The organism is Sphingobacterium sp. E70 (assembly GCF_019285695.1).
GTDB classification, from domain to species: Bacteria; Bacteroidota; Bacteroidia; order Sphingobacteriales; family Sphingobacteriaceae; genus Sphingobacterium; species Sphingobacterium detergens.
Genome location: NZ_CP079104.1, coordinates 4,564,976 through 4,590,090, shown reverse-complemented (window position 1 = coordinate 4,590,090; position 25,115 = coordinate 4,564,976). Strand labels below are relative to the sequence as shown.

Here is a 25,115-nt window from a genome sequence, read left to right as displayed (position 1 = left end):
AAGAAATACAATAAACTAATGCCTAAGGTAATTGAACAACCATTTTCAGGGCAGGAAGGTTTATACCGCAAGCTGTATGACAAGAAGTTAGAGTAGCCAGATATAACGATCAGCTTCGCATGATCGTTAAATAGATCTTTTCAAGCTCGTTGGCCGAAATCTCATCTGCACGAAGCGTATTCACCAGAGTTCCCTGTTTCATGATGCCGATACGTGTACCGCTGTGGACAGCACTATAAATATCGTGCGTAGCCATTAAGATTGCCTTTCCAGCCGCCCTCATTGCGCGCACATTTTCATTAAACTCATACATCGCCTGTGGGTCCAGCCCGCTGGTAGGTTCATCCATCAATATCACTTTCGCATTTTTAGCCATGGCAATTGCAATCCCGATCTTTTGTCGCATACCTTTGCTCTGCTGTCCCACTCTTTTTCAAAAGCTTCGGGCTGCAGTCCCACCTGACTCAGGTAATTACAGAGTTTATCTTTCGGATACCTGTATCCCGCGAGCCGGCTAAAAAAATCCAGGTTTTCCAGGCTGCTCAAATACGGGTAGAGCATCACCACTTCGGGTATATAGGCAATATTCGATGCCTGTTGCCCAGGAGATACCAGCTTTCCGTCCACCCAGGCCTGACCGGAGCTAGCGGCAATAAAACCAAGGAATAAATTGAGGGTTGTCGTTTTTCCAGCACCATTCTGCCCCATCAGGCAGAATACCTCGCCCGGTTCCACCTGCAAATTGAGGTGATCCAGCACGATATGGCTGCCATAGTGTTTCGTCAATTCAACTGCTTCTAACATCATATCCGTTAAAATTTAAAACCTACTATTGCCCTAATGTTAAAGGGGTCACCATCGATGTAGTAATAGTTACGTCCTTCATAAGGGTACGATGAAATGATATCGCCAGAGGCCATATAGCGCCGGTTGGTCAGGTTATCTGCGATAAGTTGTACAGAAAGCCTGTTGTGCGTATAATTTAGCCCGGCATCAAATTTGGTAAAATCAGGAATAAACAGATCTTTTTCGGAGGTACTACGTTTTATCCATGTACTTTGACCAACGCTGAGCTTCAGTACCGCCTTATTTTTCAAGGGAAAACCATATTGTACCCAGGTATTTACGATCTGTTGTGGCGTCTGGGGTGTTTGTTTCCCGATCAGGCTTTCATCACTATTTTTAGTAATTACAGCATCCACAAAAGTATAATTCGCAACCAGGGATAACGCATCTGTAACATGACCGATGACATCCAGTTCGATCCCTTTGCTGATCACCTGACCAAGTTCTTTGACAAAGCCCTCATGTTCGAGGTCGGTGATAACGCCATTTCGCTTGACCGTCCGAAACGCGCTCAGCCCCGTATACAACCGGGAACCGAAAAATTCCGCTTGACTCCCAGCTCCATATTTGTTCCGTATTCAGGGTTGACAGCTTCAGAGCCCACCACTTCATTCCCTTCATTTACAATCGCTTTCTGCCCGGTCTGCGGAATAAATGTCTCATCATAGAGCAAGTAAAAGGTTGTAGCCTTATCCATCAGATAAGTCAGTGCCACACGTGGCGATAGAGCCTTCTGATGGTATGTATTCGTACGAACAACGCCTCTGGCATTGATGGACTCCTGATCACTTTTGTACCAGGTATATCGGGCACCCAGTGTGAGTCGCAATTTTTCCAGCAGATCAATATTATCGTAGGCATAAACCGATTTGAGGAAGGTATTTCGATCGAGCCGCGAAGCTCTTACCGTGTTGCTCACCGCTGCATCGACCTGATTATCCGGGTTGCTTCTGAGGTAGACAAATTGCGCTGTTCCGTTGTTGAGGGATAGAGAGTCCTTACTATTGATGTAATCGGCTCCAAATACAAGCTGATGTTTTATTGCACCTGTTGTGACCGTTCCATTGGCAAACAACTGCGTGGAGAAGGTCTTCCCGCACCCATCGTCAGCGAACTACGCCGGCGTGTAGTATCGCCATCCCTAAAATTAACCAGACTTCCTGCAGATGTCATATTCCAGGAGCGGTAAGGCGACCAGAGGAAGGAAGACTGGGAAGTCAACTGCCAGGATTTATTGAATTTATGCACCCCATACAATCGTGCGGTCTGATTCTGGGCATAACTTCGTGGCAGACCAAGCCCTGCACTGTAATTCACAGCGATCGGTCCTTTGAGTTTATCGGCTTCATTGCGCACTTTAACAATTGCTGTTCCATTTTTTGTTTCACCACGCACCAGATTATATTCCGCCAGCATATAGGTATTGGGACTGAAATTGTATTGGATTACCGGAGCCAGGGCATATTTATCTGTTTTCAGATAGTCGAGGGAAGAATTACGGTGCTGATAAGCCAGGTTTAAACGATATGAAAGCCCTTTATCTTTTACCGCAGACCCCAGATCGGCCGTGGTACGGAAGAAATTAAAGCTGCCCAAGGATTGACTGACGTTCAAGAGCTTATATTTTGGCGTTTTGGTCACAATATTGACCGAACCGCCGGGTTCACCAAAAGAATTCAAAAAACCGGCGGGCCCTTTGACGATTTCAATGTTTTCGATCAGCGCTTCATCGTCTATTGCAGCACCGTAGTTAAACCGTCGGGACATCCCGTTCAGGGTCGTATATCCCATAAAACCCCGCATCTGTACTATAGCCGAATTATCGAATGGTGTACTGTTGTAACCAAAATATACACCACTTACATTTCGTGCGACATCCTTCAATTCGAGCGCCCCCTGGCTCTGTAGCAATCCCGAGGAGATGCTGATGATATTTTGAGGGATTTCCAACAGTGGCAACTGCAGCTTTAAGGTATTGGACAAGGTATCTGATTTTACCTTCGTATTTCGCAATTGCTGCACACGCACTTCCTTGAGGTTGTAGGTACGGTAGATGGTATCCTGTTGGTCGCTTGCGCATGGCTGGCAAGTTGGTATAAAGAGAAAAATACCAGGAGGGAATGCTTTATTTTCATGCTTTTCATTTTTGATATGATTCGTTGTTAGTATTTCTTTTCCATCGGTCGCATTTTCGCTGCTATAGCCCAGACAGCTAAGGTCAGGAACAGTATGCCAGCTATTTTCCAGGCAATGGAGCTTATTCTTCCCGGATCAGTAGATGGAGAAAATTGTGGAAGGTGCTTTAGGTCTTCTTTCGAAAGTTTGGCATCCCGCAGCAAAAAGCCATTCATATGCAGTACCCAGCGGTGCTGAAATCGAGCGACATCCCCTGATAATGCAGGTAGTCGCCCAGTCCCGTTTGGGCAATTTCATTGAGCAGGGACTGCATCTGGGTGACAGGGTTGAGCCAGCTGGTCCTATCCAGCCAGCGCTGATGCAGCTGTGCTTCTTGCTGGTATGCACGGATATTTTTATCCATTCTTCGCCCCAGCAGATCATAGTAAGCTACAAATCTTTTATTTCCATATTGTGCGGTATCTGTGGGTCGCCGCAACGGCACATATTGCAGATTATTGTTATAAAATTGCTCAACAATTTGAGGTATAGGCATCTCCCAAGTCTCGAGCATCGTTGCCCGTTGCTTGGACACCAGTTCCGTCCGTAGTGGCAAAGGCTGTTTTAGTGCGACCAGCCGATTGCAGAGCGCAGGCAGCACAATCGTCAGTCCCAGCCAGATGCCCATGAGTAGTAGCACACTTTTGCGGGATGAGCTTCCACGGAGGACGACCATCCAGGCCAGCACAAACCAAAACAACAGATAAATTAGGGTCGCCAGGTTCCAGAGCAGAAAATCAACGCCATCTTTTGGTATAGGCGGCGCCATCATCAAACCGATACCGTTGAATGTCATTAGCAGCAGCCAAAGCAACCCGAGCCGGAAGAGTAATTTATAGAAAAGAATGCGTCGCAGACTTCCTCCATGTAGGTGCAGCAAGCGATCCGTCTGTTGTTCTTTCTCCCGGGCAAATAAGTCATAGGAGAGCACAATAATCAGCAGGGGATCAAGTAGATCAGCACAAAAGATAAATCAAAATTACCTGCAGCCAATTTTTCGGGGTTGGCTATAGCGGTATTGGGAGGCGTAAAAAGTCCCTTTTACTATTGACTATATCATAGGATGGCAGGATATCCCGTTGTCCGATTGCCATCAGCGCCAGTGCTGCCGGGGATTGGTCGCGATTGGCGATGCCCGGTATTCGATGACCTGCGGCAGCCCCGCCTGAACAGCCAAATTTTTCCCTTCTATGGTGCTGGTATCACTGTCAAACCGCTGTATCAACTCAGCGAATTGCCGCTGCTGATTCCTTTGGAGGGTATCGAGCCCCTAAGCTGCTGCTCGACAAAATGCCCTCCCGTGTACAGGCTGTATCCCCAGCAAAATGAAGAAAAATAGTAAAGCAAGTTGCAGGGGCTGTGCAATAAACTGCTTCCATTCGAATCGAAATATAAGTTTAAGGAGATTCATAGCCTAGTTTTAAAAAATTTCAGACGGAAGCCTAACACAAGGGCCAGGACACATGGCCAGATCAGGAGCCCAAAAGAGGGATACCCTCCCGCCACAGCAGAACGGCAAGCTTCGGAAAAGGATAGTGAAAAGCAGGGAACAGTGCGGCCGGGGCTGCTGTCGAGACCTTATGCAGTTCCTCATGTTTCGTTTTTTTAGCAACTTCTTTGTTGAGTCGGCGAATAAAGGTATTTCGATAATCCCTGGCCTGCTGGAAGAACAGCTGATGGTGAAAAAAATCTGTTCCCGACAGTGTCATGGACAACCTTCTCAATGCCGTAAAGGGTTCAACAGTCCCATAGCAGATAAGCTTTGTTGCTGTTGATCAATTATCTTTTCCACGTTAGCATAGTAATAGTCAAATACTTTTTGCTGATAATCCTCATTGTACTGCAAGACCAGACCATCGACGTTCAGAGGCAGTTCCGCTAATTTTTTGACTCCATATTGGCTACATAGCTGTTCGAGGTATTTCTCTACACGGGATCTACTGTCACCTTCCCCATGGATCCCTTTAAGATAGCCCTGTCGGACCTGATGATTAAATTCAGCCCTTGAAGACAAAGGGTAGCGCTGATCAATCCAGGTCGTCCCGATTTTTGGCAGCACAATCGCTCCCAACAGCCAAATTCCCATGGCGAGCTGTATCGCCGAACGCGACGAACGACTGCACAAAGAGATTAGCGCAGCAATTAAGGTCAGGGAAAAATAAAAGACCAGATAAGCCAGCATCATAAAGCCAAATCTGCCCAGCAACAGATGCCCAGGGTCAAATAAACATAATAATATCAGCATACCCATAAAGACAGGTAACAACCAGAGTATTGCAAACATATAATACGCGATGATTTTCGACCAAAGTAGTCTGGAAAGACTGGAGCCATGCGTCAGCAGCATCTTTAGGTGCCCTGCTCGCGCTCTTGTGTCAGCATCGTGCAGCACATCGTTAGGTAGAGAAAGGAAAGCAACACCTGCAAGATCAAGGTCAATGTCAGGCTTCCAAAACGCAATTGCGCATCTGCACCCTCCGCATTGCTGTAATCGACTTCATGCTGTACATGCGCCTCCACCCGATAACTCGTCCCGAAATAATCATTGAGCCCAGGGTCAAAAACCGTCAGTGGACTCAAAGGCTTGAAAAGGTAAGTACCATAATGGGCCACATCATGCGCATCTGCGTGGAATGTCCGCAGCTCGCTGCTAAATTTTTGTTGCTCTCCTGTCGGTCCTGCGCATCCTGCTGATATTGCAATATCCCCAAAAGACCACTTAAAGTCAGCAATACAAATACGATACAGGAAAAAATAAAGATCGTCCGGTCGCGGTAAGCAACTTGAAATTCTTTTTGATCAAGCTAAAGCTAAGGGATAAGGACTTATTCATCGTAAATTAATTAATGCATCAAAGTTGCAAATAAATAATAATATTTGCAACTTTGATGCATTAACACTTATTCAAACTGTTGGTATATGATCCTGTCCTTTCGACCAAAGCGAAGATTTCCATTTTACAAGCAGCCCGACGCCATGGATTGTGGTCCTACCTGCCTCAAGATCATCACAAAATATTTTGGAAAAACATTTCCATTGTCCCATTTTCGAAGTTTGTGCCGCATCGGCAAGCAGGGTACCAGTTTTCATCAGCTGGCTGAGGCCGCACAGCAGCTCGGTTTCAAAACACTGTCGGCATCATTATCCTATCAGGTACTGAGCCAACAGGCTCCTCTACCCTGCATCCTGCATTGGGAGCGTGAGCATTATGTGGTACTTTATCGGATCACAGCCAAGTTTGCCTACCTTGCAGATCCGGCAATGAACGGTAAAGTGAAGATCAAAACAATGGATTTCCTACGCTCCTGGGAGACTGCCGCAGGTACAGGTGTCGGCCGGGCATTGTTGCTTGAAACAAGCCCTGATTTTGAATCACAAGCCAGTATCGCTGATCCGTCTGCATCTGTTTGGTCCCTGCTGCCCCTGCTCAAAGACCACCGCAAAAACTGATCCCCATCGGTATCAGCTTACTGATTGCCAGTCTGATCTCCCTTTCGGTCCCCTTTTGACACAGCTCACGGTAGACAAAGGCATCGCCTATAAAAACACCCATCTGCTGCTGCTAATTTGCCTGGGGCAGCTGATGTTATTCTGCGGCAAAATGCTCATGGATTACCTTCGGGCGAGACTCCTGTTTGCTATCGGCGCCCGGACGAGCATCAAGATGCTCAAGGAGTTCCTCGCCAAACTGATGGAACTTCCATTTTCTTTTTTGACAACAGGCAGGCCGGCGACAATATGCAACGTATCAATGACAATCAGCGTGTCGAAGATTTTCTGACCAATTCCTGATCAATTTTATGCTTTCGGCCATCACACTACTTGTTTTTGGTGCAGTTCTTTTTACTACAACTGGCAGATTTTTGCCATCTTTCTCATCGGTGCGCTGCTGAGTGTGCTCTGGTCCAATTCCTTCCAGCACAAAAGAAAGGTGATCGACCAGCGAAAGTTTAAAGTACTCTCCGCCAATCAGCAGCTACTGCTGGAAATCTTTATGCGATGCAGGAGATCAAACTGACGGGTAGCGAGCAGGAGAAACAGCAACTCTGGGCCGGCATCCAAGATCAGTCCTACGGTTTGAAAATGGAGTCCCTACAGTTGGATCAACTTATGCAGGGTGTTGGCTTTTTCTCAACGAAATCAAAAATGTCCTGATCACTTACGCAGCTGCAATGCTGGTCATTCAGGGAGATGTAACCCTGGGCGGTATGCTGGCCATCACCTATATCTGCGGGCAGTTAAATGGCCCCGTGACCCAACTGATTGAATTTGCCCGCGTCTCTCAGAACACCAAATTCAGCCTGCAGCGCATGGCGGAAGTACATCAGGAGACTGCTGAAGATCAGGATATCCCCAGCCAGCCTATCGTCGCCAGTCCGCAGTCTATCCATGTCAACAATTTAACTTTTCGGTACGATACCGCCAACAGCGAAGCAGTCCTCAAGGATATCAAGCTCCATATTCCAGCCGGCAAGATCACAGCCATAGTGGGCACTAGCGGCAGTGGCAAGACAACACTGATCAAGCTACTGCTCAAATTTTATCGGACCGATCCAGGATCAATCATCATCGGCAATACCCCACTCGACCAACTGCATGCCAAGGCCTGGCGTGCCCGTTGTGGTGTCGTCATGCAAGATGGCTACATCTTTATGGATACCATCGCCAACAATATTTACGCCGGTGCATCAGTCAAGGACGAGAGACGCTTGCAGGAGGTGGCACAACTGGTCAATATGCACCATTTCATCCAAACCATGCCCTTCGGCTACCAAACCATTATAGGCCGGGACGGCTATGGGCTGAGCAGTGGGCAAAAACAACGCCTCCTGATCGCCAGGATGATCTATCGCAATCCACCCTATATTTTTCTCGATGAAGCCACAAATTCGCTTGATGCCCACAATGAGCTAACGATTGTCAATAACCTGAACAGTTTTTTTGAGGAAAAGACTGTCTTGATCGTGGCCCACCGCCTCAGCACCGTGAAAAATGCCCATCAGATTATTGTGCTCGATCAAGGCACCCTTGTCGAACAAGGCACACACCAAGAGCTGATCAAAAAAAAAGGCAGCTACTACGAACTGATCAAAAATCAGCTTGAGTTAACAAATTGATTGCTATTCCAACTTTATTAAATCCATGCATCATGATTGAAATCCTTCCCTATTCCCTCGTCCGCTATGCAAGTTTGCCCGTCGCTACTTTTGCCCCATTCCACCTTGCAGGTCAAGAGCAGCGTCTGCAACATATCCATCACATGCAGCAGGAGCGTTCGCTGTTGCAGACGGCCATCTGCGATCACCTGTACGAATTGGTGCAAACTGCGCCAGGCGATACCGAACGTATCAATCTGATCCGGCTCAAACGGGTGATCTACAACAATAAGACCATCAGTATTCAATTACTGACCGACTGTAGCCCGCTGTTGCCGCCCGCATTACAGGCACAACTGCGCAAACTATTTGACCTGATAACTGCCATAAATATTGCCGAAAGCAATCAGGAAACACATTACCAGCAACATCTGAGCAATAGCCATCGCCACCTTCAACAGCTGGCGGGCAACCCCTTATTACAAAATGGACTCCTATTGTCCAGTCCAGTGCTGTACAGCCAGCTCCCCGACTATATCAGCAAAGATCCCAAAGATTTCGGTCCGAAGGAATGGCGGCTGATCTTTAGCCTGCTTCGTTACCTGACGCGAATGACCTTTAAAACATCGCCATTCAGCAGCTTCACTTATACTGGACAGGCACAGTTTATCGGCAACCATAACGCTATTTTCGACAGCGCAAAACCATCGATCCGATCCGGTATCCGCCTCCATAACGGATTATTTGAATACATTAAATCCATCCTTAATCAGCATCCTGTCCTCAACGAATATCTGCTGGTAAGGCTCAACAATACCGTCCGGCTCGAAGAGAATAAATTGTCCTTTTATTTAACCACCACAATATCGAATCCTTCCAGAAGCTTCCCGCGGTGGGGCTGCAGCGTTATATTTTAGAACAGCTGCGTACCGAAGGCACTTCCAATATGACTTTCTCCGCGTTGATTCAAATGCTGGAACCTGTAGTTGCTCCTGCAGACCGGCGCCAGTTAAAACAACATCTTATGCAATTGGTGGATACAGGTTTTCTGGAGCTAAGTACCGATATTTCGGCGATGGACCACCATTGGAGCCAGGCCTTAAGGCATTTTTTAAGCGCGACAAACTGCAACCATCCTGATATGATGCTCCTCATTCGGCTGCTCGACAGCCTTGCTACGGTTCAGACAGCCTACCCGAAGGCCAATGTCATGCTACGGAAAGAGCTGCTGGAAGTCGCGGAAAAAGAAGTTAATAGCTCTCTTAAACAGCTCCAGGCTGAAACAGGCGCCGCAGCCCCAGCGATTACTGCCAACAGTGCTGCAGCGCCATTCAAAAAAACAAATCCCGGTCCCTTGCATTTTTCAGGACGACAGCTTATTTACGAGGATTGTTACACCGATACAACAGACAGCCTTTCGGAAGCCGCTGTCCGCCAGTTTATCGAAAAAACAGATGCATTGCTGCAGTACCTTCGACCCATGGAGGCCATGGCTCCCGAAAGAGAAAAAATGCTTTCCTTTTTCAAACAGCATTATCCTGTCCGGGCCAGTGTCAATATCCTGGATTTCTATTTCGACTATTATTCCAATGTCAAAAAGCAGGAAAAGAGGCGGCTCCGCCGCAGCTAACAAATTCCGGTCCATGGATTGAAAACCTTGACCGGCACCTCAAAGAAATTGTGGTCTCCGGCCGGGACATCCTCAATCTTGATGCACATTTTTTCGACGCTATGTCCCACGCTCAAAATGGCCATCAAAAAACAGGCTACTCACGTGGAATATTCGTCCAGTTTTACGCGGAATCTGGAGATAAGGCTTCGGAGAGCACCCTTACTGGGGTTATCAATGCGGTGTTGCCGGGGATGGGAAAAGTCAGCGGCCGCTTTCTGCACCTATTTCCCCGGCCATGAGCGATAGTATCCGCAGTCATAATGAGCGGCTCCATCCCGACCTGCTGAAAGCCGAGCTGAGCGATGGCTCATTCTTTAACGCCAACATCCATCCGCCATTGCTCTTTCAGGAATGCAGCCTTTCGGACGAACATCGACATTATCCCCAGAAAGACAGATTCCGGTACACGAGTTATCTGTTTGCCATATCGAAGGCGAAGACTTTCTGTCCTTATTTTATCGGGAGCAGGAAGTATTTGCTTATGACCTTTGTCTGGAATCCTTTTACAACCGCTCCAATTTCTATCAGCTGATGGCACATTTTAACAGCGATGACAAAGTTTACCTGCAGCCTTTTATCAACTGCATCGACCGACAATATCTCCCCAGGATCCGGCCACCCTGCCCCTGATTCTGCTACCACGTATTGTGTATGCCGAAACAGTCATTATCCGGCGCAAAACTTGGTGCATCCAGCGGCGTGTTATACCCGCGCCGCAAGGGACGGAGACCGCTGCGCAGTATTTTGTACGCCTCAACAGCTGGCGAGTGGATGCAGGCATACCCGCTGCCGTCTTTTTATTTTTACGGAAACGGTCCTTTGCTATCGAGGAAGTCGTCAAGGGTCATCAAGCACAAAAACTTTTGCCGGATGATTACAAGCCCCAGTATATCTCGTTTGAGCAGCCGATTCTAGTCGATCTCTTTGTTCGGCTACTGGCCCGTGCCGGTCAGTACCTTATCCTTGAGGAAGTACTCCCCGCCCTCGATCCGACAGCAGGGCCAGCACAGGATCAAGTCAAAGAACACCTTATCCAATGGTACAACTATTAACAAAAAAGATGAGAGGCAATTGGTTATCTGTACACCTTTATAGCGCCGTGAGTTTAGACCTGATTCTGCTCCATATTGTCAGGCCTTTTCTCGCAGACCATTTTATACCATCAGCTGATTTATTTTTCTTTATCCGTTATTGGGATGAAGGAAGCCATATCCGTTTGCGGATGCAGGTACCAGCTGTTAGGAGCCCGATCTACTGGATGCGCTCGACCAACAGATCCGATCGGTACCATCACTGGGATGCAAGCTGAAGGTTGTTGCTTACGAACCCGAAATAGACCGCTATGGCAATGCCCACACGATCCATTTTGCCGAGCATTATTTTTTCCTTTCCTCCCGCTATATTTTAGCCCATGTTGTCCCAAAACCACAGCGTGGGTCGCCCTTGACTGAGGCCATACACCTGCAGCTGATCCTGCTCAAAGCCCTCGGCTGGGAGATTCCCCGCCTGTGCCAATTGCTCGATTATTTTATCGCAGGCTGGATACGCCGCCTGTTTGATCCTTTGCAGGATCCCGAGGCGGAGCATCGGTTTTGGTCAGACCAGTTTGAGAAAAACTTCAATCATAAGGCAGCAACTTTCAAACCTGCTATTGCTCAGCTTTGGAGCGATCTCGACAACAAAGAAAAGTCTGATGACACTACGGTCTTTTTAACAGCGAGTACACAATTGCTCCGCAGCTACCTAGCAGCCATAGATGATCCCCAAAAAAGATTGCTATATGTGCGAGCCTGATCCACATGAACAACAACAGAGTAGGCTTGTCCAATCTGGATGAAGCCTACGCATCCTATTGTCTTCGGCATTCTTTACAGGCTATTTTATCTTCCCAAAACCCCATATGACAACTCTTTTTAACAGTACCCAGCGGCAACGGCTGACCGAACATCTCGAACAGATGACCCAACATATCCTCCGGGCCTGCCGGCAGCACCAAAACGGGCTATATTGGTTGAGCCCCTATTATACAAGTGAAACGACCTACGATTTTAAGGTCACGACCGACCTCTTTCAGGGCAATAGTGGCATTGCACTTTTCTTCCTTGCCCGTTATTCGTATAGCGGATCGCAAGCCGATCTGCATATCGCCCAACGGACAATGGATTTTGTCTCTGATCATCTAGAGCAGAACAACCCGCAGGCCTTTGGTTTATTTACAGGACTTTCGGGAGTAATTTACACCTATATTCGGTTATTCGAACTTGGCGGCGGTCAGCAGTATCTTGACTGCGCCCATGCACTTGCCCTAAGCTATCAGGAGCAACTTGTGCGGCAGACCATTAAAGCCGATCTGCTCAGTGGCTACTCAGGGAGTCTATTTGTGCTTACCCTGCTACAGCATTATCGTCCCGAGCCAGCACTGATCAAACTCATCCAAGAGCTGATTGACCGCCTGGTCAGCGAAGCTCGTCCTTCCGAAAAAGGCTTAAAATGGGACTACAACCAATCCAAATCCGCCTACGATAGCCTGACCGGATTTTCCCATGGGGCCTCGGGGATCGCTTATATACTACTGGAAGTCGCCCAATATTTTAACAATAAGGCCCTATTGTACCTTGCCGAAGAGGCGCTGCTCTACGAAATGCAATATTTCCATGCCGATTTTGACAACTGGCTCGATCTGCGCCTCGGAAGTCATCGTCTCCAGACCGCCAATATACAGCATTGGGAGCTGAAAACTTTCTGCCTCATATCCAGGAGCTCAATTCCTGGGCACATGGTGCCGCAGGGATCGGCCTGGCCCGGCTCGCAGCCTGGCGGGCAACGGGTAAAACAGTATACCTGGATCAATGCCGCAACATCGCCAAAAAGTGCAGCAGTACTATCCTTCAGGCTGAACGGCAGGACTATACCGTCTGCAGTGGATATGCCGGGCTATTGCCTTTATGCTAACCTATCCCCATACGGCACAGGAATACAGTGGTGAACTGCTCCTGCATGTCATTGATAAAGCGCAGCTGCAGTACCAGACTACGGGCAGTTACAACAGCTATATTTCTGCTGGCCGTGACGACTATGGGCTGCTTTCCGGCGCGGCCGGAATCGGCTACAGTATCCTGCAGCTCCTCGACAGCGATATGTCTTCTATCTTCTGCCCAAGCCTCCCGCCTCCCCATAAATCAGTACAACAAGCAATCAAGCTAAACTTTGGGGACCTGCAGCGGGGCTTTGGAAACGTACTACCCCTGACCCTACAACAGCTGGAGCAACACCCCAGCATGCGCAAGATCCTTGATCAGGAGAACGGTCTCCATGATTTTGAAAACTGCTTGACGGAACAGCTCCTTCAGGCTGATCCAGCCCCTAGCTTGCAGGCTGTTTTTGCACTGGAGCAGACCCAAAATAAGCTGTGGAAACAACATAAAGGCCATCTGTGTTACAGCAAGAAAAATGCCTATATCAAAAGTAAGATCCAGCAGCTAACGGATGGAAAAATGCTGGACCTAAGCCCGCATTCCCTTATACTGGCCGACCACGTCAGCTTATATCTCCTTGTCGAAGCGCTACGGGAGCTCTGGCACTCCCTTCAGATAAGCTGGCCGTCCTATTTATAGCTGACGAATGGGGCGTCAGCAGCAGCTACATTGGGTTGATCAGTATGCTGATTGTACAACAGGTGGAAAATACACCGCTAACAGGAGCGGTATTGTGTGATCAGGTCAGCAACAAACTGAGATCCATGATCGGGAAACTGGATGAGGATAATTCCCTAAAGGCCCACATATCCGCGCAGATCCGACTGCTATTTGAAAGTGGGATACTGACCACGGCAGACATATAAACAAGAAAGTCAGGTACGCGACCTGACTTCCCTATCCTTATAATTGTATTAACAGATTACCGTAGTACATCTGACCGGCGGGTTATGATGATCATCCGTAGGCTCGGTATGTGTTGGTTCGGACACATTTCCCAAACCACCAGACAGGCGTTTTGCCACCTCGCTATCGATACTTGTTACAAAACTTTCTAATTGGAGATCCTCCAGATTTAATTTGATTTTTTCTACTGAATCTTTCATGACTACTAAGTTTAATTGTAATGCCTACTGTGATAACGGGTTTTCAGCTTATCCCCGGTTGCAACAGTACTAAGTTATAATTATTGCAACATAGTTGCAAGAAGTTTTAAAATTAATTTATTTTCTTTTGAACACCGTAGCGCTCGCTCTAAATTAGTCAGGTTGGTTTTTCTAGGAATAAACTGAACTCAAGTATTTTGATATTTAGCAGCAATAGGTATCTGCCAACGAAAGTATATAAAATAAAAAGGCTAGGGAATGAATACCTAGCCTATAAAAATACAATAATCTAACCTGCCTGTGGTCATTGAACAACCATTTTCAGGGCAGGAAGGTTTTAAAAAATTAGCATCTTCTAATTAACTTTATTTTTCTCCTGGTCTTTTAAACCAAATGTTCCCGTCTACCGTTCCACTAATTTTTATGGTGACGTCGGCGTAAGTTTTTAAAAATACATTCGCTAGGACAGTTATTGATTTTCATTCGATGACTATCAAATGAAAAGATTAAAAAAACAAAATTTTAAACACCAAAATATAAAAGCGGCAAGTAAATAAACTTGCCGCTTGAATAAGTTCTCTCTAAAACGTTAGATTAAGCGTAACAACAGTAATTACAAACTTTGTTTTTAGAACATCCTGTGCTACATGTAGGATCGTTCACACAATCTGATGTCACAGGCGCAGAACTACCACCTAATACATTTTTTAGGTCGTCTTTTGTAAGTTTTTCAAGACTAAGTGTCTTAAAATTCTTTAAATTGATTTTTTTCATAATATAAATTTATGATTTGTGATGCTAAATCCGTCCCTAGCATCTTGGGAAATTGAATGCATTTCTTTAAAACACAAACAGTATCATTATTTATTACAAACAGCCTGAAAATTCAACCGATTAAAACCTGTTTTAATCGGTTAAAAATACTTTAAATCAGCAACCTTGTATTCTACAGGCAGTTCATACCCATTGACGAAAATAGTTGGCGTAGCACGGATTTTCATCTCATTACACCAGTTGTCCATAGTAACCATCTTATCTTTTTGCACTTTAAGGTTTACTTCGATTGGAAATTTTAAGGCAAATTGGTTATAATCTTTATCTTTCATTTCATACCAGTTATCCAATGCCTCACGTAATTTTTCACTTCCATATTTTTCCTGAATTGCCAAAAATGAGATACAGGCGCTGTTATCAAACTGAATTCTTCACCTTTACCGACAAAAATCACTCGCATTTTAACTGCGGGGTTTAACCGGATAATTTCTTCAAGAACTGGATGTGCCCTGGAACAGGGTCCACACAATGGATTGCAGACTTTTGTAATTTCAATCGGTGCATTAGGATCGCCAATTAAAATTCCCATCCCATCTGTACCCTTTGTAATTCGCTGACTACTCTTTAATAATACATCAAACACTTTACTGTTGTAGCGAATTTTTTGCAGGCCCCTTCTGTATTCAGCACTTTCAAATGCCGATTTAAAAATGGGAATAATAAGATGAACCAAAAATAAAATTGTTAACCCGAATAAAATCATCTTTATTATCACCATTGTCCCGATAGAAGAAAAAGGTGCCATAGCACTTAAAAGATAGATTGCATTCAACAGGTTAAGCATAAGTAGTCCCTGAATAAACAGGCATAAGCGGCACCATTGCTTTATCACTTTGGCCTGATAATAAATCGAGTAAATTATATAGGGTGAAGCTAACAGGGAGGCAAACGCCCAGAAGAACGAATAGTTTAACCGATCATCATTAAAAAGAAATGTGGACAATAATTGTGTTAAGAAGTATGACATTCCTATTTCTGACCATCTGATGGACAAAACCGAAGCACCTTTAGAACCCAAAACCACATTACAGCTCATTTTACTGTTTGGGTTTCCTTCCCCACAGACCTCCTTTAGAAAGGGATTATTTGTGTCGATCTCATGCCATATAAGCAATGCCGAAATGAAAGACCCTATGGCTCCGGTAAAAAAACTAAATTTGAGAAAATATTCGATTTAACACCGATGTCACTGCTCCAGATACTGATAAAAGTAAATAATACCAGTCCAATCAGTAAAAAATAGGGTACCGCACGACTGATCTTTTTAAGTTTTTCGATCCTAAGATTTTCGCTGAATTTTTGTTCATCATTTGCAGAATCCAGATCTAATAATAGAACGATCTCTTTATCAATTAACTCGAACTCCTGAATATTCATTTTTTCCAGCTTCCCGGAAATTGGATTAAGGTATTCGATCAGAGCATCTTTAATTGATTCTACAACTGTAAAGTTGGGAGAAGACCAGTCCGGCCGCTGTACACTACAGATAAAAGGTGTATCAAACTCTTCATAACTGTGGCTTCCTCTCCTAACCGCCGCATTTTCTATCCCATAGTGTTTCAATGTTTCCTGGACAGAAAGAAGCGAGGGGAAATTCGGATCATTATTTAACAGATTCTGAACATTAGTTTTTGTAAAAGGATATTTGCTTTCCTTAAAATATGTTCGCAGACAGCGTATATTTCGTTATTTGAACCGGATTTCTTAAAAAACCCAAATAGGTCAGTAATCATATATATTATGCGGATAACATTTAGTTTAATTCCTTAATTAAATAATCTTCCAGATCGGAAAGAGATATCTTTTTATTGATTATATTCCCCTTTCTGTCAATAAGAATAGCGGTAGGAAACATTCTGATATACATGGAGGACGAGGTAATAGTTCCATTTTCATCAAGGAACTGTTTCCAGGGCAGATTTTGTTCCTGTATCGCTTTCTTCCAGTTGTCGATTCTTTTCGTTTGGTCTGTCGATATCCCTATAATTTCGAACCCCTTATCTTTATAATGGTCATAAAGGCTTATTAATTTAGGAAAAGCTGCCAGGCAGGGTCTGCAGTTGCTGAACCAAAAATCAACCAGAACAATTTTATTCTTTGGTATAGTTAGTTTTTGGGGTTCATTTTTTTGGTCTTTAAGAGTGATAAGGGGAAAGGGATGCCCTTCCTTAATTAAAGCATTATGTAGATCATGATAAAGCAGATTCCATATTTTGGATTTTTGACATTTCCAGAAAAATGATCTAACGTTACTTCCCGCAATGCCGTGTGTCCGAAAGTAAAAATCTCTGCGCAACATGCCATAATGCAACATAAGACTCTGGATTGGCTTTTATATAATCCAGGTATATAGAATCAATTTTCTCCGACCTGTCCATAGAAATTCGATAATAGAAATTATCATCATTATCTTCTTGGAAATAGGGCTTCAAAAATGGCTGAAATTTATTTCTGTACTCATTTCCTGTTTCTCCTATAACATAGCCGTTTTCACCATTTTGGTAGTTAAATACTAACTTTGAACTTGTACTATCAATAAAAAAAAGAACCCATTCTTGATGATAGTACATCTATATCCTCAGTGAGAAAAGTATAATATAATTGTGGATAGGTGGCTCTATTCTTAAATACAAAAGAATTTCCCGAAACCTTAGCCGATCTATCTATTGTTTCATAATATTTTGGTGGAATAAATATATCCGGTTTTAGATAAATACTGTCAGATACAGTTTTACCATTAGTTATCTCGCCCTCCAAAATTTTACTCTTTTGACAATATACATTCGAATATGACAAAATTAAGAAAGTTGCTGTTGCAAGAATACGGTTTAAAAACTTCATTTTAGAGATTGTTTAATATTGGATGTATATTTATATCATAATTCACAATAGACCATTGCTACCCGCTCCAAGAACACAATATACAAATAATTTTCTTAATGTAAACACATTATTTAATTCTTTAAGTAGAATACATATTTTTCAAATTACAACTTATTTCCTTCTTTTTCCACTCATCTCGTCAGTTATTAAACAGCGTTATATATTAATTTTAAGAATACCGTGTTTTTAAGCTCCACCTCCAATTTGCGAAAATGACTAGCGGTATGTCCATCCAAATATTGAAAAATTGCTTCTTTATCAAATGCCAAAATTCCAAAGTTTTCCTGACCATTACATAGCAGTTGACTACTGAATTTTGCATACTGTTCAGAAAAATGCCCCATGAAATATAAATCACCGACTATCTTGTTACACTGCCACAGTAAATAACTGCAGCATCCTGTTTCTAAGCTAATTTCGTTGGAAGCCTTATTAAACATTGCTAAAAAATAAAAAGAGTAGTTTTCTATGATCCGGAGTAAACTGCCGGAACTGATTTTTTCGTGAGTAGCTATTGATGAAAATATAATCATAAGCTGGCAGATATCTATCATAGCGTATTTTTCCAGCGCAATTTTCGGTAAAGGCCAATAGCCTACAATCTGATCAAGAATAAGCTGTAGACATTCATGATGGATCAAAGATCTGAATCTATGTGTGTTTTTGTGGCTATTCTGATTTCTATTCCTAAGAGAGAGATAGAGTAGCTTACCTGCCATTCCATTGTGTAGACCTATTTCCTCCTTATTGCCAAACAGATACGATGAATAAAAAAGATTATCAAAATCCTCAAGGACTATATTAGAATCTATATCCAGAATATGTCGTTGAGACAGGGACTCTATGCCAAACCCTATTCCGACCAGTCCGGATGTAAAAGCAATGTCATCCACTTCATCCAGACCATCCAATAACATGGAAAAATGCTGACTGGCCACTTCTTTTGAACCATTATGGAATTGGATCCATATCCTTCCTATTGTGGATTCCAGCCAGCAATTAGGGTCAGTTGTTCTGATTTTACCTGAAGTACATTTTTTCCTCCCCTTCATTACGAGATCTTCTTTGATGGTCATGTCTTTTAATTCTTCCGCCGCAGGCTTCAGCGCTGTTAGCTTATCATCACTATTTAATGGGGTAAAAATTTATACCCATATTCTATCCTGTGTTTAATTACACTACGATCGCTAGATCCATTTTGAGTCATGATGGCATCAATAATCTTCTCTTTCAATCCAAGGTGTATTTTTGGATCGAAGGAGGGTAAAGTCGGCTGAAATTTCTCCTGATGCAACGATAAAACCTTTATATCTCTTAATTTATCCACAAGCACCTGAAAAAAAGGGATCGACGTAGAGTACGGTCTCACAAATACATGTCAAATAATCGCTATTGTCTTCCGTCAGAAGAAATCGACAAATTTCCTTAGCATCAATGAGCAGAGGTGGATATAAACATGCCCGGTCGGTTTTAATGGCATGGGTCAGTATCTTCTTAACATGATTTTCCTGTTTCTTCAGAGCAACCCAACAAAGATCAGTTATTCCCTTCAGGCTTTCAGGAATATCATGATAGGCTATTACAACAATGGCCACCTTAATATTACAGATTAAATACCGGACTATAACATCTATGTTATGGTCATAAGAATTTCCGAAGGCCAATAAGTCAATAATTACAGTGATGTCTGAGAGCTCGATTCTCCTTTTCTCCAGCTCATCCCTGTTCCGCAAGATCAAGTCCTCATCGGTGCACTACAGTTATCTGAGCTGATGGATCTTATATCGTCATCGTAGATCGGTGAGTAGTTTAAATAGCTACCTTTTCTAAAAGCAGTTTTATCTTCAGAAGAATGAACCCCGAATAATGAAGTATATGGCAATTATTCCATTCTGAAATTGGATCTTGAGGCCAGCAAAAATCAAGTTCTGGTATTACTTCCAACTGCGCACCTCTTTTCCAGCCACACCATAGCAAAACCCACATGTCAGTGCACCAGGATTGAACAATAACCAACTGCTTTCCAGCTATTAAGGCTCTTTCCCGTAGCCTTGCATTAAAATTTTCCAGGAATATAAATAACTCTTCGCATTTTTTTCAGCTTCTCTCCAGAAGGCCGCATCAAGATCTTTTAATAGGTATTGAGCCCCTCCTACATGATTATCGTTATCTTTTACCGTCCCGGAATCTATACCAATTATCTTAGCCATTCCTTCAATTAGCATTTTACCTCCAATATGATATAGATAGTCATACCCCAGATAAGACTGAATATTTGACGCAAACCACTTGTTACCGTTCGATAATTTTTCAAAATCAGGCAGTTCCCTAAAGATAATATCTGAATCGTGATAAAAATAGCTTCTTCCTGCAAATTGGGAAACTTTTCGAAATGCTTACCTATCAAGTGAGGTCGAAGCGATGATGCGTAAACACGGGACAATCTCTCATCAGCATAAATAAATATACGAGCTCGTTTGCTGTAGTAACTTACAAACTTTTTGATATGTTGCTGTAATCCTCTTTTTGATCAAAACCAAGTAATATATGGATTTTTTCTTTTGGAATCCCTAAAGAATGAAAGTTAGCAATTTGCAGTTCCAATTGCCATATGAAATAATAGTCATCAGGCTGAGCAGACAGGAAGATCATAATCGATACTTTTTATTTATATAGTTATGTGAAAGGCCTCACAAAAAGCCACATCAATTTCTCAATAATTTATTTTAACGCACATAAATATTGTCAATTTAAATTTTTGAATTATTAAACATCCACTAATTTAGGTAATATTTAAAAAATCTACCTACACCTACCCCTATTTCGTTTTAAAATTATTAACTTAGAACAGTATTTCTTTTATTGTACAAATAAAAGAGATCTCATTGAAATACATTACTACACCATGTAGCAACTGTAAGCCTAAGTAAAAGAAATAATATGGAATTTAACAAAAATTGCATTCAAACTATAGATTATAAATTATCAGAAGGTGAAATAGATATAGCTATAAAAATCTTGAAGCGTCATTCAAAATGGCACAGGGGATTATTATGAACGGAGAAGAATTGTGTTCACCACTGGAGGAAAAAGCGGTATTACCTATCGAAGGAATCCGTTAATATCCCTAGAGAAAGAGGATGTAATTGGGATACTGAAGCCCCGGCAAAGTGTACGTTAATTTTTTAGATTATAATAAAGTCTGGAATAGTTTCAAACTGAAAACCCCGTTAAATTTAGGATCATGTTACCAAAAATAATCCATCAGATCGCAGGAAAATCGCCAAGTAAATTAGTCAGTGTGTGTCTAGGTTCGTGGCAGAGCCTCCTGGACTTCAATTACGAAATTATCTATTGGGATGATGAATCCCTTGCTGATTTTATCGGAAAACATTATCCCTTTGCTCTCGAAGCTTTTCTTACCGCCAGAAATACCGCGGAAGCAGCTGACATCGCTCGGTATCTTTTGGTCTATCATTATGGAGGATATTATATTGACTGGGATATTTCGCTAAATAATATCAGCTTATTTAAGGACTTATATATAAGCAAGCCAAATGGATATTTTGTTATTGATCCATTGAACGACACATTAGCTTCGGAACATTTTTGCTCCCCTCCAGGGAATAATTATTTACATCAGCTCGTAACCGATATTGTCGCCACTTATGACCGCGGCGAACGTGATCTCATGAATACACCGCAATATTCCGGGCCTTATCGGATGCGTTCGACTATGCGTAAATTTTCCACTGGTAATTTTACATTTATCCCCGTTAAAGAGATCTTTGAATATTCTTATGATGAAATCCGCGGCCAAAGTATCTTTCGGAAAAAGGCATTATGACACACTTTTGGGAGCATTCCTGGATAAACCAATAAATTTAGCATATAAAACCCAAAAAGATTATTCCATGATAACAACATTTTGTCTCTCGGACCTCCGTAGCCAGCTTTGTGCGCATGGAGAGAATAAAACTTTTATCCAGCCTTTTCCGAACGGGTTTAATTCGATCAACCAATTATTGTCCGAAGGTATAAAGTGGGCTATTGAAAATGAGGAGGATGTTATTTTATTTGTACTTAATCCTTTAAACCAACTACCAACATATGCGTTAATAGAAAAATCTATTCAAATTGCCGTCGATAGCAACATTCATCTTTTATATATCCAGAATCATCATACAGACGGTATAAGATTCAGCAGTCACTTTTTGATGGAAAATAATTTGATCGATGTTGATGCCTTTTTGATTACAAAAGGGCTCTTCCACTATATAATTCATATTCTGGAAGAACTGGATCAAGATATCGATAGTGATCTTCTTTCAAAAATTTTAAAGCTGGTCTGTCCGTATAATTTTGTTCTGAATCCAGAACAGGATTTTATTCAAGCTGAAAATAATATTGTCCTGATTACTCCTTTTAGAAATGCGGGAAATTATTTACAGGAGTGTGTAGATTCTGTCGCGCAGCAAAACTATGGTAATTATAAACATATTTTGCTGGACGATGATTCAGATGATGGGGATTAGAATCGATTAAAGAAACAGAAAAGCTTATTGCAAAAAAGAATACTATCAGAAAATACGCCATCAGAAATATTGCAGACGAGCTTTTAAACACCGATTTCGGAGATGATGATATCATATGTTTCCTCGATGGTGATGATGCGCTGGCTCACAACTATGTTCTAGCGATTATAAACGGTGTATACCATCAATATAACTGCGCCCTGACGTATGGCGGAATGAGCATTATGAACGCAAACGGAGTTGTCAGTGATAAATATTCATCCAGTGAGTTTCTTCGTTTAAGAGAAGTAACCTGGAAAGCTTTCCATTTTAGGACATTTAAATATCATTTATTTAAAGAAGTAATCCACCAGGACCCCCACCTTAGTTTCCTGAAAGATGAAGAAAATAACTTTTTAAAAATGCCTTACGATATGGCCATATTATTCCCCTTAATGGAAATCTCAGGTTATCAAAAAAGTAAACATATCAGTGCTTCTTTGTATAAATATCGTCTTCACAGTCAAAACGATCACATTTTATCTGAGAGCGAACAAAGCAAGGGTGAAAGGATAATCCGAAACAAAGCAAGTTTCCTATTACAAACCACAATGATATATAACTAGCAATACAACATATGGATGCCGAATTATTTCAGAGAGAGATTATGGATTCAATTAAGTCAATTCGAATTAAAAAGGATATAGTCAGTTTTATATCAGTGAGAAATTGAATATTTCCCAGTCTAATTATAATAAAATAGAAAATCATCAGGTCTCCGTGAAATTAGTGCTTTTTTAAAAATTTTGGACTGTCTAAATGTTTCATTCCGGGAATTATTAATTGATAAATCAGATCATGATGGCATACCAAAGCATACTGTCGAGGCAAACAACAATGAGCGGGAAGAAATATTGCTGGGCATTATAAAGGAACTGAATGAACAGATCAGACTTTTAAGAGATTCGAGAAAAAGACGTGGGGAGCGGATTACACAGCTAAAAGAGGATCTAAAAAATTAAAGACCTGATCTGATTTTTTTCAAATTACTGGGCAACAAAACTAGAGCCTCCCCAAGCTTTCACAATACCATGTATTCACGCTGCTTCGGATTTTAGAGATCATATAAAAATAAAGGGAAAACGTATAGCTATCCTCTTAGAGAAAACACGATATAAATCGTTCTTTGAGTACCACATAGCGTGAATATTTATGTATGAATTTAGCTTTATCTTCTTCCATGGCTGAGTCACATTCGTTAAACCCAGTATAGTGAAGATAAACATTTTTATACAGCTGAATCTGGAGTGCGGTAATCTGCAAAAGTTCTTCGAAATCCTGTTTCCCATACTGTTCCATTTTTAACTTAGGAAGGGAGGGCGGGGAGATCTGCTCATGGAAAAGAATCTTTCTATTAAGCAGTTCAAATAAATTCGTTTCGAAAGAATTCTCATTTACTGCCGCATAATTTTTAATTTTACTAAATGATGGCCTGAAAAACACCATTATTGTTGACCCAAAAAGCAATTAATCCATGAAATCTTTTCCGATAATGGCACTAAATCTTCGACAATTGTGGCATTTAGCAAAAGTAAGTCAATACCCTGACCAAAGGAACCTCAATATCTTTAATTACCTCTTCGATATCAAAATCCAAAATTTTAGCATAACAGTCTGTTATAAAAAGGAACAGGTCTTCTTCATTGTCCAGACAATAATCCACACAGGATTGTAATGATAACATTTTCTGTTGCTCTATGTTAACGCCAGAACTAGCTGATAAAGGGGATAAACAATCGTATACGTATACTTCCCCTTGGAATTTAACAGCTGAAGTTCATTTTTATCTTGTTCATTTGGTAAGTGAAATATTGGAAAAGATATCATTATTTATTTTTAGCTATTTGTTATAGAAGTCATCTATCTTTCGGTTTTTCTCCAGTCGATTTTCAGTATTTAAAAATAATTCATAACTGTTAATCTGGTTTAAGTCATGAATGGCTGTTGCATCAGAATACCCAAAATATGTCTGTTGTGAGAGAAAAGGGAAGCAGGTAAAAATCTTTGCAGAAATACGGCTTATGACAATATCTAATGGATCAGTGCCCGAGAAACTGTAATTTAGAATTGCCGGATATAATTTTTATAAATCAGTAAGAACTGTGTTCCGTTAAACTGATTGAGCCAATATAAGTTTTCTTTAACACGCACAGCTGCATCATACCAGCTCACGCCGCCCAATAACACTTCGGCCCCCATTCTCTTTGAGGTATGAATCTGGTCAAGTAAAAATTCGGATGAAAAATGCTCCGTAAACTGATGGTCATCTTCGCAGATTAGCACATAATCAAGATCTAATTCCGACGCAGTCTTTACGATTGAAAGGACACTTTTTATTAGTCCCAACGATCCGTTTTGATCAATAATTGCATCAAAAATTTCGAGATCAAATTCTTTCTTCCGTTCAAATTGTCCAATAATATGTTTCCGTCTATCCGCTCGATGCTTAAGGTTAATTGCAAAAGTTTTAATTTTTTCTCTTTCCATATAATACGACTAATTCAAGGTTTCCCATTGGGCAAGGTAGGGATTATACGCACATTTCAGGGGCTTGGATGTAATGGATTCGGTACTTCTATATGCACGACAATCTATGCATATATATCTAAATTCGCACACCTGACAGATTTCGACCTGGTCTTTAGTGATTCCCCATAGTGCACTGAAATTTTTATCATTAATTACTTTTATCAAAGAAACATTTCCGTGCTGGCCAAAATCGTTCGTCATCGATGGGCAGTTTTTTATTTTTCCACGTTCATCGATTGAAATCTTTTTATTTAAGCAATTGTTAAAATGGATTGATTCTGTAAACAGCATCATATTTGGGGAAAAATTTTTCTCATTAATCCGCCCACAAAATGAATGATCCAAAATACACTTACTTGTGTATCTTAAAAAACTATAGTTGTCTTTTATTTCAATCTCTTCATTCATTGGTGCCGAATGCACCT

The 25,115-nt window shown here is 42.1% G+C and carries 40 protein-coding genes and 3 pseudogenes; 19 read left to right on the top strand and 24 right to left on the bottom strand.

Annotated features, from left to right (window positions below; all coding sequences use genetic code 11):
- Nucleotides 1–109 precede the first annotated feature (109 nt).
- The 10 genes and pseudogenes from KUH03_RS32610 to KUH03_RS32570 all read right to left on the bottom strand — a co-directional run bounded on the left by KUH03_RS32610 (nucleotide 110) and on the right by KUH03_RS32570 (nucleotide 5,753).
- Nucleotides 110–406, bottom strand: coding sequence for a hypothetical protein (locus tag KUH03_RS32610; RefSeq protein ID WP_257088485.1), 297 nt, complete (start codon nucleotides 404–406; stop codon nucleotides 110–112).
- Complete coding sequence (locus tag KUH03_RS32605; RefSeq protein ID WP_257088484.1) at nucleotides 355–807, bottom strand: ATP-binding cassette domain-containing protein; 453 nt, start codon at nucleotides 805–807, stop codon at nucleotides 355–357. The genes KUH03_RS32610 and KUH03_RS32605 overlap by 52 nt, the downstream gene beginning before the upstream one ends.
- A gap of 5 nt (nucleotides 808–812) precedes the next feature.
- Nucleotides 813–1,373: a TonB-dependent receptor domain-containing protein gene (locus KUH03_RS49480; RefSeq protein WP_373564527.1), complete on the bottom strand. Its 561-nt coding sequence runs from the start codon at nucleotides 1,371–1,373 to the stop codon at nucleotides 813–815.
- On the bottom strand, nucleotides 1,358–1,921 hold the full coding sequence (locus tag KUH03_RS49475; protein ID WP_373564526.1) for a TonB-dependent receptor domain-containing protein: 564 nt from the start codon (nucleotides 1,919–1,921) through the stop codon (nucleotides 1,358–1,360). Before KUH03_RS49475 ends, KUH03_RS49480 begins: the two co-directional genes overlap by 16 nt.
- A complete protein-coding gene (locus KUH03_RS32595) occupies nucleotides 1,885–2,874 on the bottom strand; it encodes a TonB-dependent siderophore receptor (RefSeq protein ID WP_257088483.1) in 990 nt (329 codons plus the stop codon). The genes KUH03_RS49475 and KUH03_RS32595 overlap by 37 nt, the downstream gene beginning before the upstream one ends.
- Nucleotides 2,875–3,008: 134 nt before the next feature.
- Nucleotides 3,009–3,197, bottom strand: a complete 189-nt coding sequence (locus KUH03_RS32590) for a hypothetical protein (protein WP_257088482.1) — start codon at nucleotides 3,195–3,197, stop codon at nucleotides 3,009–3,011.
- Nucleotides 3,194–3,961, bottom strand: coding sequence for a DUF3526 domain-containing protein (locus tag KUH03_RS32585; RefSeq protein WP_373564867.1), 768 nt, complete (start codon nucleotides 3,959–3,961; stop codon nucleotides 3,194–3,196). The genes KUH03_RS32590 and KUH03_RS32585 overlap by 4 nt, the downstream gene beginning before the upstream one ends.
- Before the next feature lie 532 nt (nucleotides 3,962–4,493).
- Nucleotides 4,494–5,107, bottom strand: a pseudogene (locus tag KUH03_RS32580) (DUF3526 domain-containing protein).
- A gap of 263 nt (nucleotides 5,108–5,370) precedes the next feature.
- On the bottom strand, nucleotides 5,371–5,601 hold the full coding sequence (locus tag KUH03_RS32575; RefSeq protein WP_257088481.1) for a hypothetical protein: 231 nt from the start codon (nucleotides 5,599–5,601) through the stop codon (nucleotides 5,371–5,373).
- Nucleotides 5,598–5,753 (bottom strand): hypothetical protein, encoded by a 156-nt coding sequence (locus KUH03_RS32570; RefSeq protein WP_257088480.1) that lies wholly within the window; start codon nucleotides 5,751–5,753, stop codon nucleotides 5,598–5,600. Before KUH03_RS32570 ends, KUH03_RS32575 begins: the two co-directional genes overlap by 4 nt.
- A gap of 187 nt (nucleotides 5,754–5,940) precedes the next feature.
- On the opposite strand from KUH03_RS32570, the gene KUH03_RS32565 reads away from it, so the two are divergent.
- The 4 genes from KUH03_RS32565 to KUH03_RS32550 all read left to right on the top strand — a co-directional run bounded on the left by KUH03_RS32565 (nucleotide 5,941) and on the right by KUH03_RS32550 (nucleotide 8,138).
- A complete protein-coding gene (locus tag KUH03_RS32565; protein WP_257088479.1) occupies nucleotides 5,941–6,471 on the top strand; it encodes a cysteine peptidase family C39 domain-containing protein in 531 nt (176 codons plus the stop codon).
- Nucleotides 6,472–6,588: 117 nt separating this feature from the next.
- The gene (locus KUH03_RS32560; RefSeq protein WP_257088478.1) at nucleotides 6,589–6,813 is read left to right on the top strand and encodes a hypothetical protein; all 225 of its coding nucleotides are present in this window, start codon (nucleotides 6,589–6,591) and stop codon (nucleotides 6,811–6,813) included.
- 207 nt (nucleotides 6,814–7,020) lie between these two features.
- Nucleotides 7,021–7,176 (top strand): hypothetical protein, encoded by a 156-nt coding sequence (locus KUH03_RS32555; RefSeq protein ID WP_257088477.1) that lies wholly within the window; start codon nucleotides 7,021–7,023, stop codon nucleotides 7,174–7,176.
- Nucleotides 7,177–7,193: 17 nt separating this feature from the next.
- Nucleotides 7,194–8,138 (top strand): peptidase domain-containing ABC transporter, encoded by a 945-nt coding sequence (locus KUH03_RS32550; protein ID WP_257088476.1) that lies wholly within the window; start codon nucleotides 7,194–7,196, stop codon nucleotides 8,136–8,138.
- 17 nt (nucleotides 8,139–8,155) lie between these two features.
- Here KUH03_RS32550 and KUH03_RS32545 read toward each other — a convergent pair whose 3' ends face one another.
- Nucleotides 8,156–8,344 (bottom strand): hypothetical protein, encoded by a 189-nt coding sequence (locus KUH03_RS32545; RefSeq protein ID WP_257088475.1) that lies wholly within the window; start codon nucleotides 8,342–8,344, stop codon nucleotides 8,156–8,158.
- Between KUH03_RS32545 and KUH03_RS32540 the strand changes: the two genes are divergently transcribed.
- From KUH03_RS32540 to KUH03_RS32495, 11 genes and pseudogenes are all read left to right on the top strand, one after another.
- Complete coding sequence (locus tag KUH03_RS32540; protein ID WP_257088474.1) at nucleotides 8,339–9,034, top strand: lantibiotic dehydratase family protein; 696 nt, start codon at nucleotides 8,339–8,341, stop codon at nucleotides 9,032–9,034. The genes KUH03_RS32545 and KUH03_RS32540 overlap by 6 nt on opposite strands.
- A complete protein-coding gene (locus tag KUH03_RS32535) occupies nucleotides 9,010–9,747 on the top strand; it encodes a hypothetical protein (RefSeq protein WP_257088473.1) in 738 nt (245 codons plus the stop codon). The genes KUH03_RS32540 and KUH03_RS32535 overlap by 25 nt, the downstream gene beginning before the upstream one ends.
- Before the next feature lie 50 nt (nucleotides 9,748–9,797).
- Nucleotides 9,798–10,028 carry a hypothetical protein gene (locus KUH03_RS32530; RefSeq protein WP_257088472.1) on the top strand — a complete coding sequence of 77 codons (231 nt, stop codon included), beginning with the start codon at nucleotides 9,798–9,800 and terminating at the stop codon, nucleotides 10,026–10,028.
- Complete coding sequence (locus KUH03_RS32525; protein WP_257088471.1) at nucleotides 10,025–10,321, top strand: hypothetical protein; 297 nt, start codon at nucleotides 10,025–10,027, stop codon at nucleotides 10,319–10,321. The genes KUH03_RS32530 and KUH03_RS32525 overlap by 4 nt, the downstream gene beginning before the upstream one ends.
- 115 nt (nucleotides 10,322–10,436) lie before the next feature.
- Nucleotides 10,437–10,841, top strand: a complete 405-nt coding sequence (locus KUH03_RS32520) for a hypothetical protein (protein ID WP_257088470.1) — start codon at nucleotides 10,437–10,439, stop codon at nucleotides 10,839–10,841.
- 8 nt (nucleotides 10,842–10,849) lie between these two features.
- A complete protein-coding gene (locus tag KUH03_RS32515) occupies nucleotides 10,850–11,098 on the top strand; it encodes a lantibiotic dehydratase C-terminal domain-containing protein (protein ID WP_257088469.1) in 249 nt (82 codons plus the stop codon).
- Nucleotides 11,044–11,583 (top strand): thiopeptide-type bacteriocin biosynthesis protein, encoded by a 540-nt coding sequence (locus KUH03_RS32510; RefSeq protein ID WP_306429837.1) that lies wholly within the window; start codon nucleotides 11,044–11,046, stop codon nucleotides 11,581–11,583. The genes KUH03_RS32515 and KUH03_RS32510 overlap by 55 nt, the downstream gene beginning before the upstream one ends.
- Nucleotides 11,584–11,689: 106 nt before the next feature.
- A pseudogene (locus KUH03_RS32505) lies at nucleotides 11,690–12,505 on the top strand (lanthionine synthetase LanC family protein); the annotation flags it as partial.
- An 8-nt stretch (nucleotides 12,506–12,513) separates the two neighbouring features.
- Complete coding sequence (locus KUH03_RS49470) at nucleotides 12,514–12,741, top strand: lanthionine synthetase LanC family protein (RefSeq protein WP_373564866.1); 228 nt, start codon at nucleotides 12,514–12,516, stop codon at nucleotides 12,739–12,741.
- Nucleotides 12,735–13,403, top strand: a complete 669-nt coding sequence (locus KUH03_RS32500; protein ID WP_257088467.1) for a hypothetical protein — start codon at nucleotides 12,735–12,737, stop codon at nucleotides 13,401–13,403. Before KUH03_RS49470 ends, KUH03_RS32500 begins: the two co-directional genes overlap by 7 nt.
- A gap of 44 nt (nucleotides 13,404–13,447) precedes the next feature.
- A complete protein-coding gene (locus KUH03_RS32495) occupies nucleotides 13,448–13,630 on the top strand; it encodes a hypothetical protein (RefSeq protein ID WP_257088466.1) in 183 nt (60 codons plus the stop codon).
- 48 nt (nucleotides 13,631–13,678) lie between these two features.
- Here the strand turns inward: KUH03_RS32495 and KUH03_RS32490 are convergent, their stop codons facing one another.
- The 9 genes and pseudogenes from KUH03_RS32490 to KUH03_RS32455 all read right to left on the bottom strand — a co-directional run bounded on the left by KUH03_RS32490 (nucleotide 13,679) and on the right by KUH03_RS32455 (nucleotide 19,797).
- The gene (locus KUH03_RS32490) at nucleotides 13,679–13,870 is read right to left on the bottom strand and encodes a pinensin family lanthipeptide (RefSeq protein WP_120258748.1); all 192 of its coding nucleotides are present in this window, start codon (nucleotides 13,868–13,870) and stop codon (nucleotides 13,679–13,681) included.
- A 914-nt stretch (nucleotides 13,871–14,784) separates the two neighbouring features.
- Nucleotides 14,785–14,994: a hypothetical protein gene (locus KUH03_RS32485; RefSeq protein WP_257088465.1), complete on the bottom strand. Its 210-nt coding sequence runs from the start codon at nucleotides 14,992–14,994 to the stop codon at nucleotides 14,785–14,787.
- Complete coding sequence (locus KUH03_RS32480) at nucleotides 14,973–15,488, bottom strand: hypothetical protein (RefSeq protein WP_257088464.1); 516 nt, start codon at nucleotides 15,486–15,488, stop codon at nucleotides 14,973–14,975. Before KUH03_RS32480 ends, KUH03_RS32485 begins: the two co-directional genes overlap by 22 nt.
- Nucleotides 15,489–15,542: 54 nt before the next feature.
- Nucleotides 15,543–15,818 (bottom strand): annotated as a pseudogene (locus KUH03_RS49465) (vitamin K epoxide reductase family protein); the annotation flags it as partial.
- Nucleotides 15,819–15,835: 17 nt separating this feature from the next.
- On the bottom strand, nucleotides 15,836–16,267 hold the full coding sequence (locus tag KUH03_RS32475) for a hypothetical protein (protein ID WP_257088463.1): 432 nt from the start codon (nucleotides 16,265–16,267) through the stop codon (nucleotides 15,836–15,838).
- A 190-nt stretch (nucleotides 16,268–16,457) separates the two neighbouring features.
- Complete coding sequence (locus KUH03_RS32470; RefSeq protein ID WP_257088462.1) at nucleotides 16,458–17,018, bottom strand: TlpA disulfide reductase family protein; 561 nt, start codon at nucleotides 17,016–17,018, stop codon at nucleotides 16,458–16,460.
- 715 nt (nucleotides 17,019–17,733) lie between these two features.
- Nucleotides 17,734–18,663 (bottom strand): hypothetical protein, encoded by a 930-nt coding sequence (locus KUH03_RS32465; RefSeq protein ID WP_257088461.1) that lies wholly within the window; start codon nucleotides 18,661–18,663, stop codon nucleotides 17,734–17,736.
- Between the two features lie 243 nt (nucleotides 18,664–18,906).
- Nucleotides 18,907–19,320, bottom strand: coding sequence for a hypothetical protein (locus KUH03_RS32460; RefSeq protein ID WP_257088460.1), 414 nt, complete (start codon nucleotides 19,318–19,320; stop codon nucleotides 18,907–18,909).
- Nucleotides 19,321–19,617: 297 nt separating this feature from the next.
- Nucleotides 19,618–19,797 carry a hypothetical protein gene (locus tag KUH03_RS32455; RefSeq protein ID WP_257088459.1) on the bottom strand — a complete coding sequence of 60 codons (180 nt, stop codon included), beginning with the start codon at nucleotides 19,795–19,797 and terminating at the stop codon, nucleotides 19,618–19,620.
- Between the two features lie 1,034 nt (nucleotides 19,798–20,831).
- Between KUH03_RS32455 and KUH03_RS32450 the strand changes: the two genes are divergently transcribed.
- From KUH03_RS32450 to KUH03_RS32435, 4 genes are all read left to right on the top strand, one after another.
- A complete protein-coding gene (locus KUH03_RS32450; RefSeq protein WP_257088458.1) occupies nucleotides 20,832–21,434 on the top strand; it encodes a glycosyltransferase family 32 protein in 603 nt (200 codons plus the stop codon).
- Nucleotides 21,435–21,501: 67 nt separating this feature from the next.
- Nucleotides 21,502–22,122 carry a glycosyltransferase gene (locus KUH03_RS32445; RefSeq protein WP_257088457.1) on the top strand — a complete coding sequence of 207 codons (621 nt, stop codon included), beginning with the start codon at nucleotides 21,502–21,504 and terminating at the stop codon, nucleotides 22,120–22,122.
- 215 nt (nucleotides 22,123–22,337) lie between these two features.
- A complete protein-coding gene (locus KUH03_RS32440) occupies nucleotides 22,338–22,727 on the top strand; it encodes a hypothetical protein (protein ID WP_257088456.1) in 390 nt (129 codons plus the stop codon).
- 180 nt (nucleotides 22,728–22,907) lie between these two features.
- Nucleotides 22,908–23,123: a hypothetical protein gene (locus KUH03_RS32435; protein ID WP_257088455.1), complete on the top strand. Its 216-nt coding sequence runs from the start codon at nucleotides 22,908–22,910 to the stop codon at nucleotides 23,121–23,123.
- Nucleotides 23,124–23,259: 136 nt separating this feature from the next.
- Here KUH03_RS32435 and KUH03_RS32430 read toward each other — a convergent pair whose 3' ends face one another.
- The 4 genes from KUH03_RS32430 to KUH03_RS49460 all read right to left on the bottom strand — a co-directional run bounded on the left by KUH03_RS32430 (nucleotide 23,260) and on the right by KUH03_RS49460 (nucleotide 25,113).
- Nucleotides 23,260–23,460, bottom strand: coding sequence for a hypothetical protein (locus KUH03_RS32430; protein ID WP_257088454.1), 201 nt, complete (start codon nucleotides 23,458–23,460; stop codon nucleotides 23,260–23,262).
- 223 nt (nucleotides 23,461–23,683) lie between these two features.
- On the bottom strand, nucleotides 23,684–23,845 hold the full coding sequence (locus KUH03_RS32425) for a hypothetical protein (RefSeq protein WP_257088453.1): 162 nt from the start codon (nucleotides 23,843–23,845) through the stop codon (nucleotides 23,684–23,686).
- 377 nt (nucleotides 23,846–24,222) lie between these two features.
- Entirely contained in the window at nucleotides 24,223–24,648 is a 426-nt protein-coding gene (locus KUH03_RS32420) for a hypothetical protein (protein ID WP_257088452.1), read from the bottom strand.
- 9 nt (nucleotides 24,649–24,657) lie between these two features.
- Nucleotides 24,658–25,113, bottom strand: coding sequence for a hypothetical protein (locus KUH03_RS49460; protein ID WP_373564524.1), 456 nt, complete (start codon nucleotides 25,111–25,113; stop codon nucleotides 24,658–24,660).
- Nucleotides 25,114–25,115: the final 2 nt, after the last annotated feature.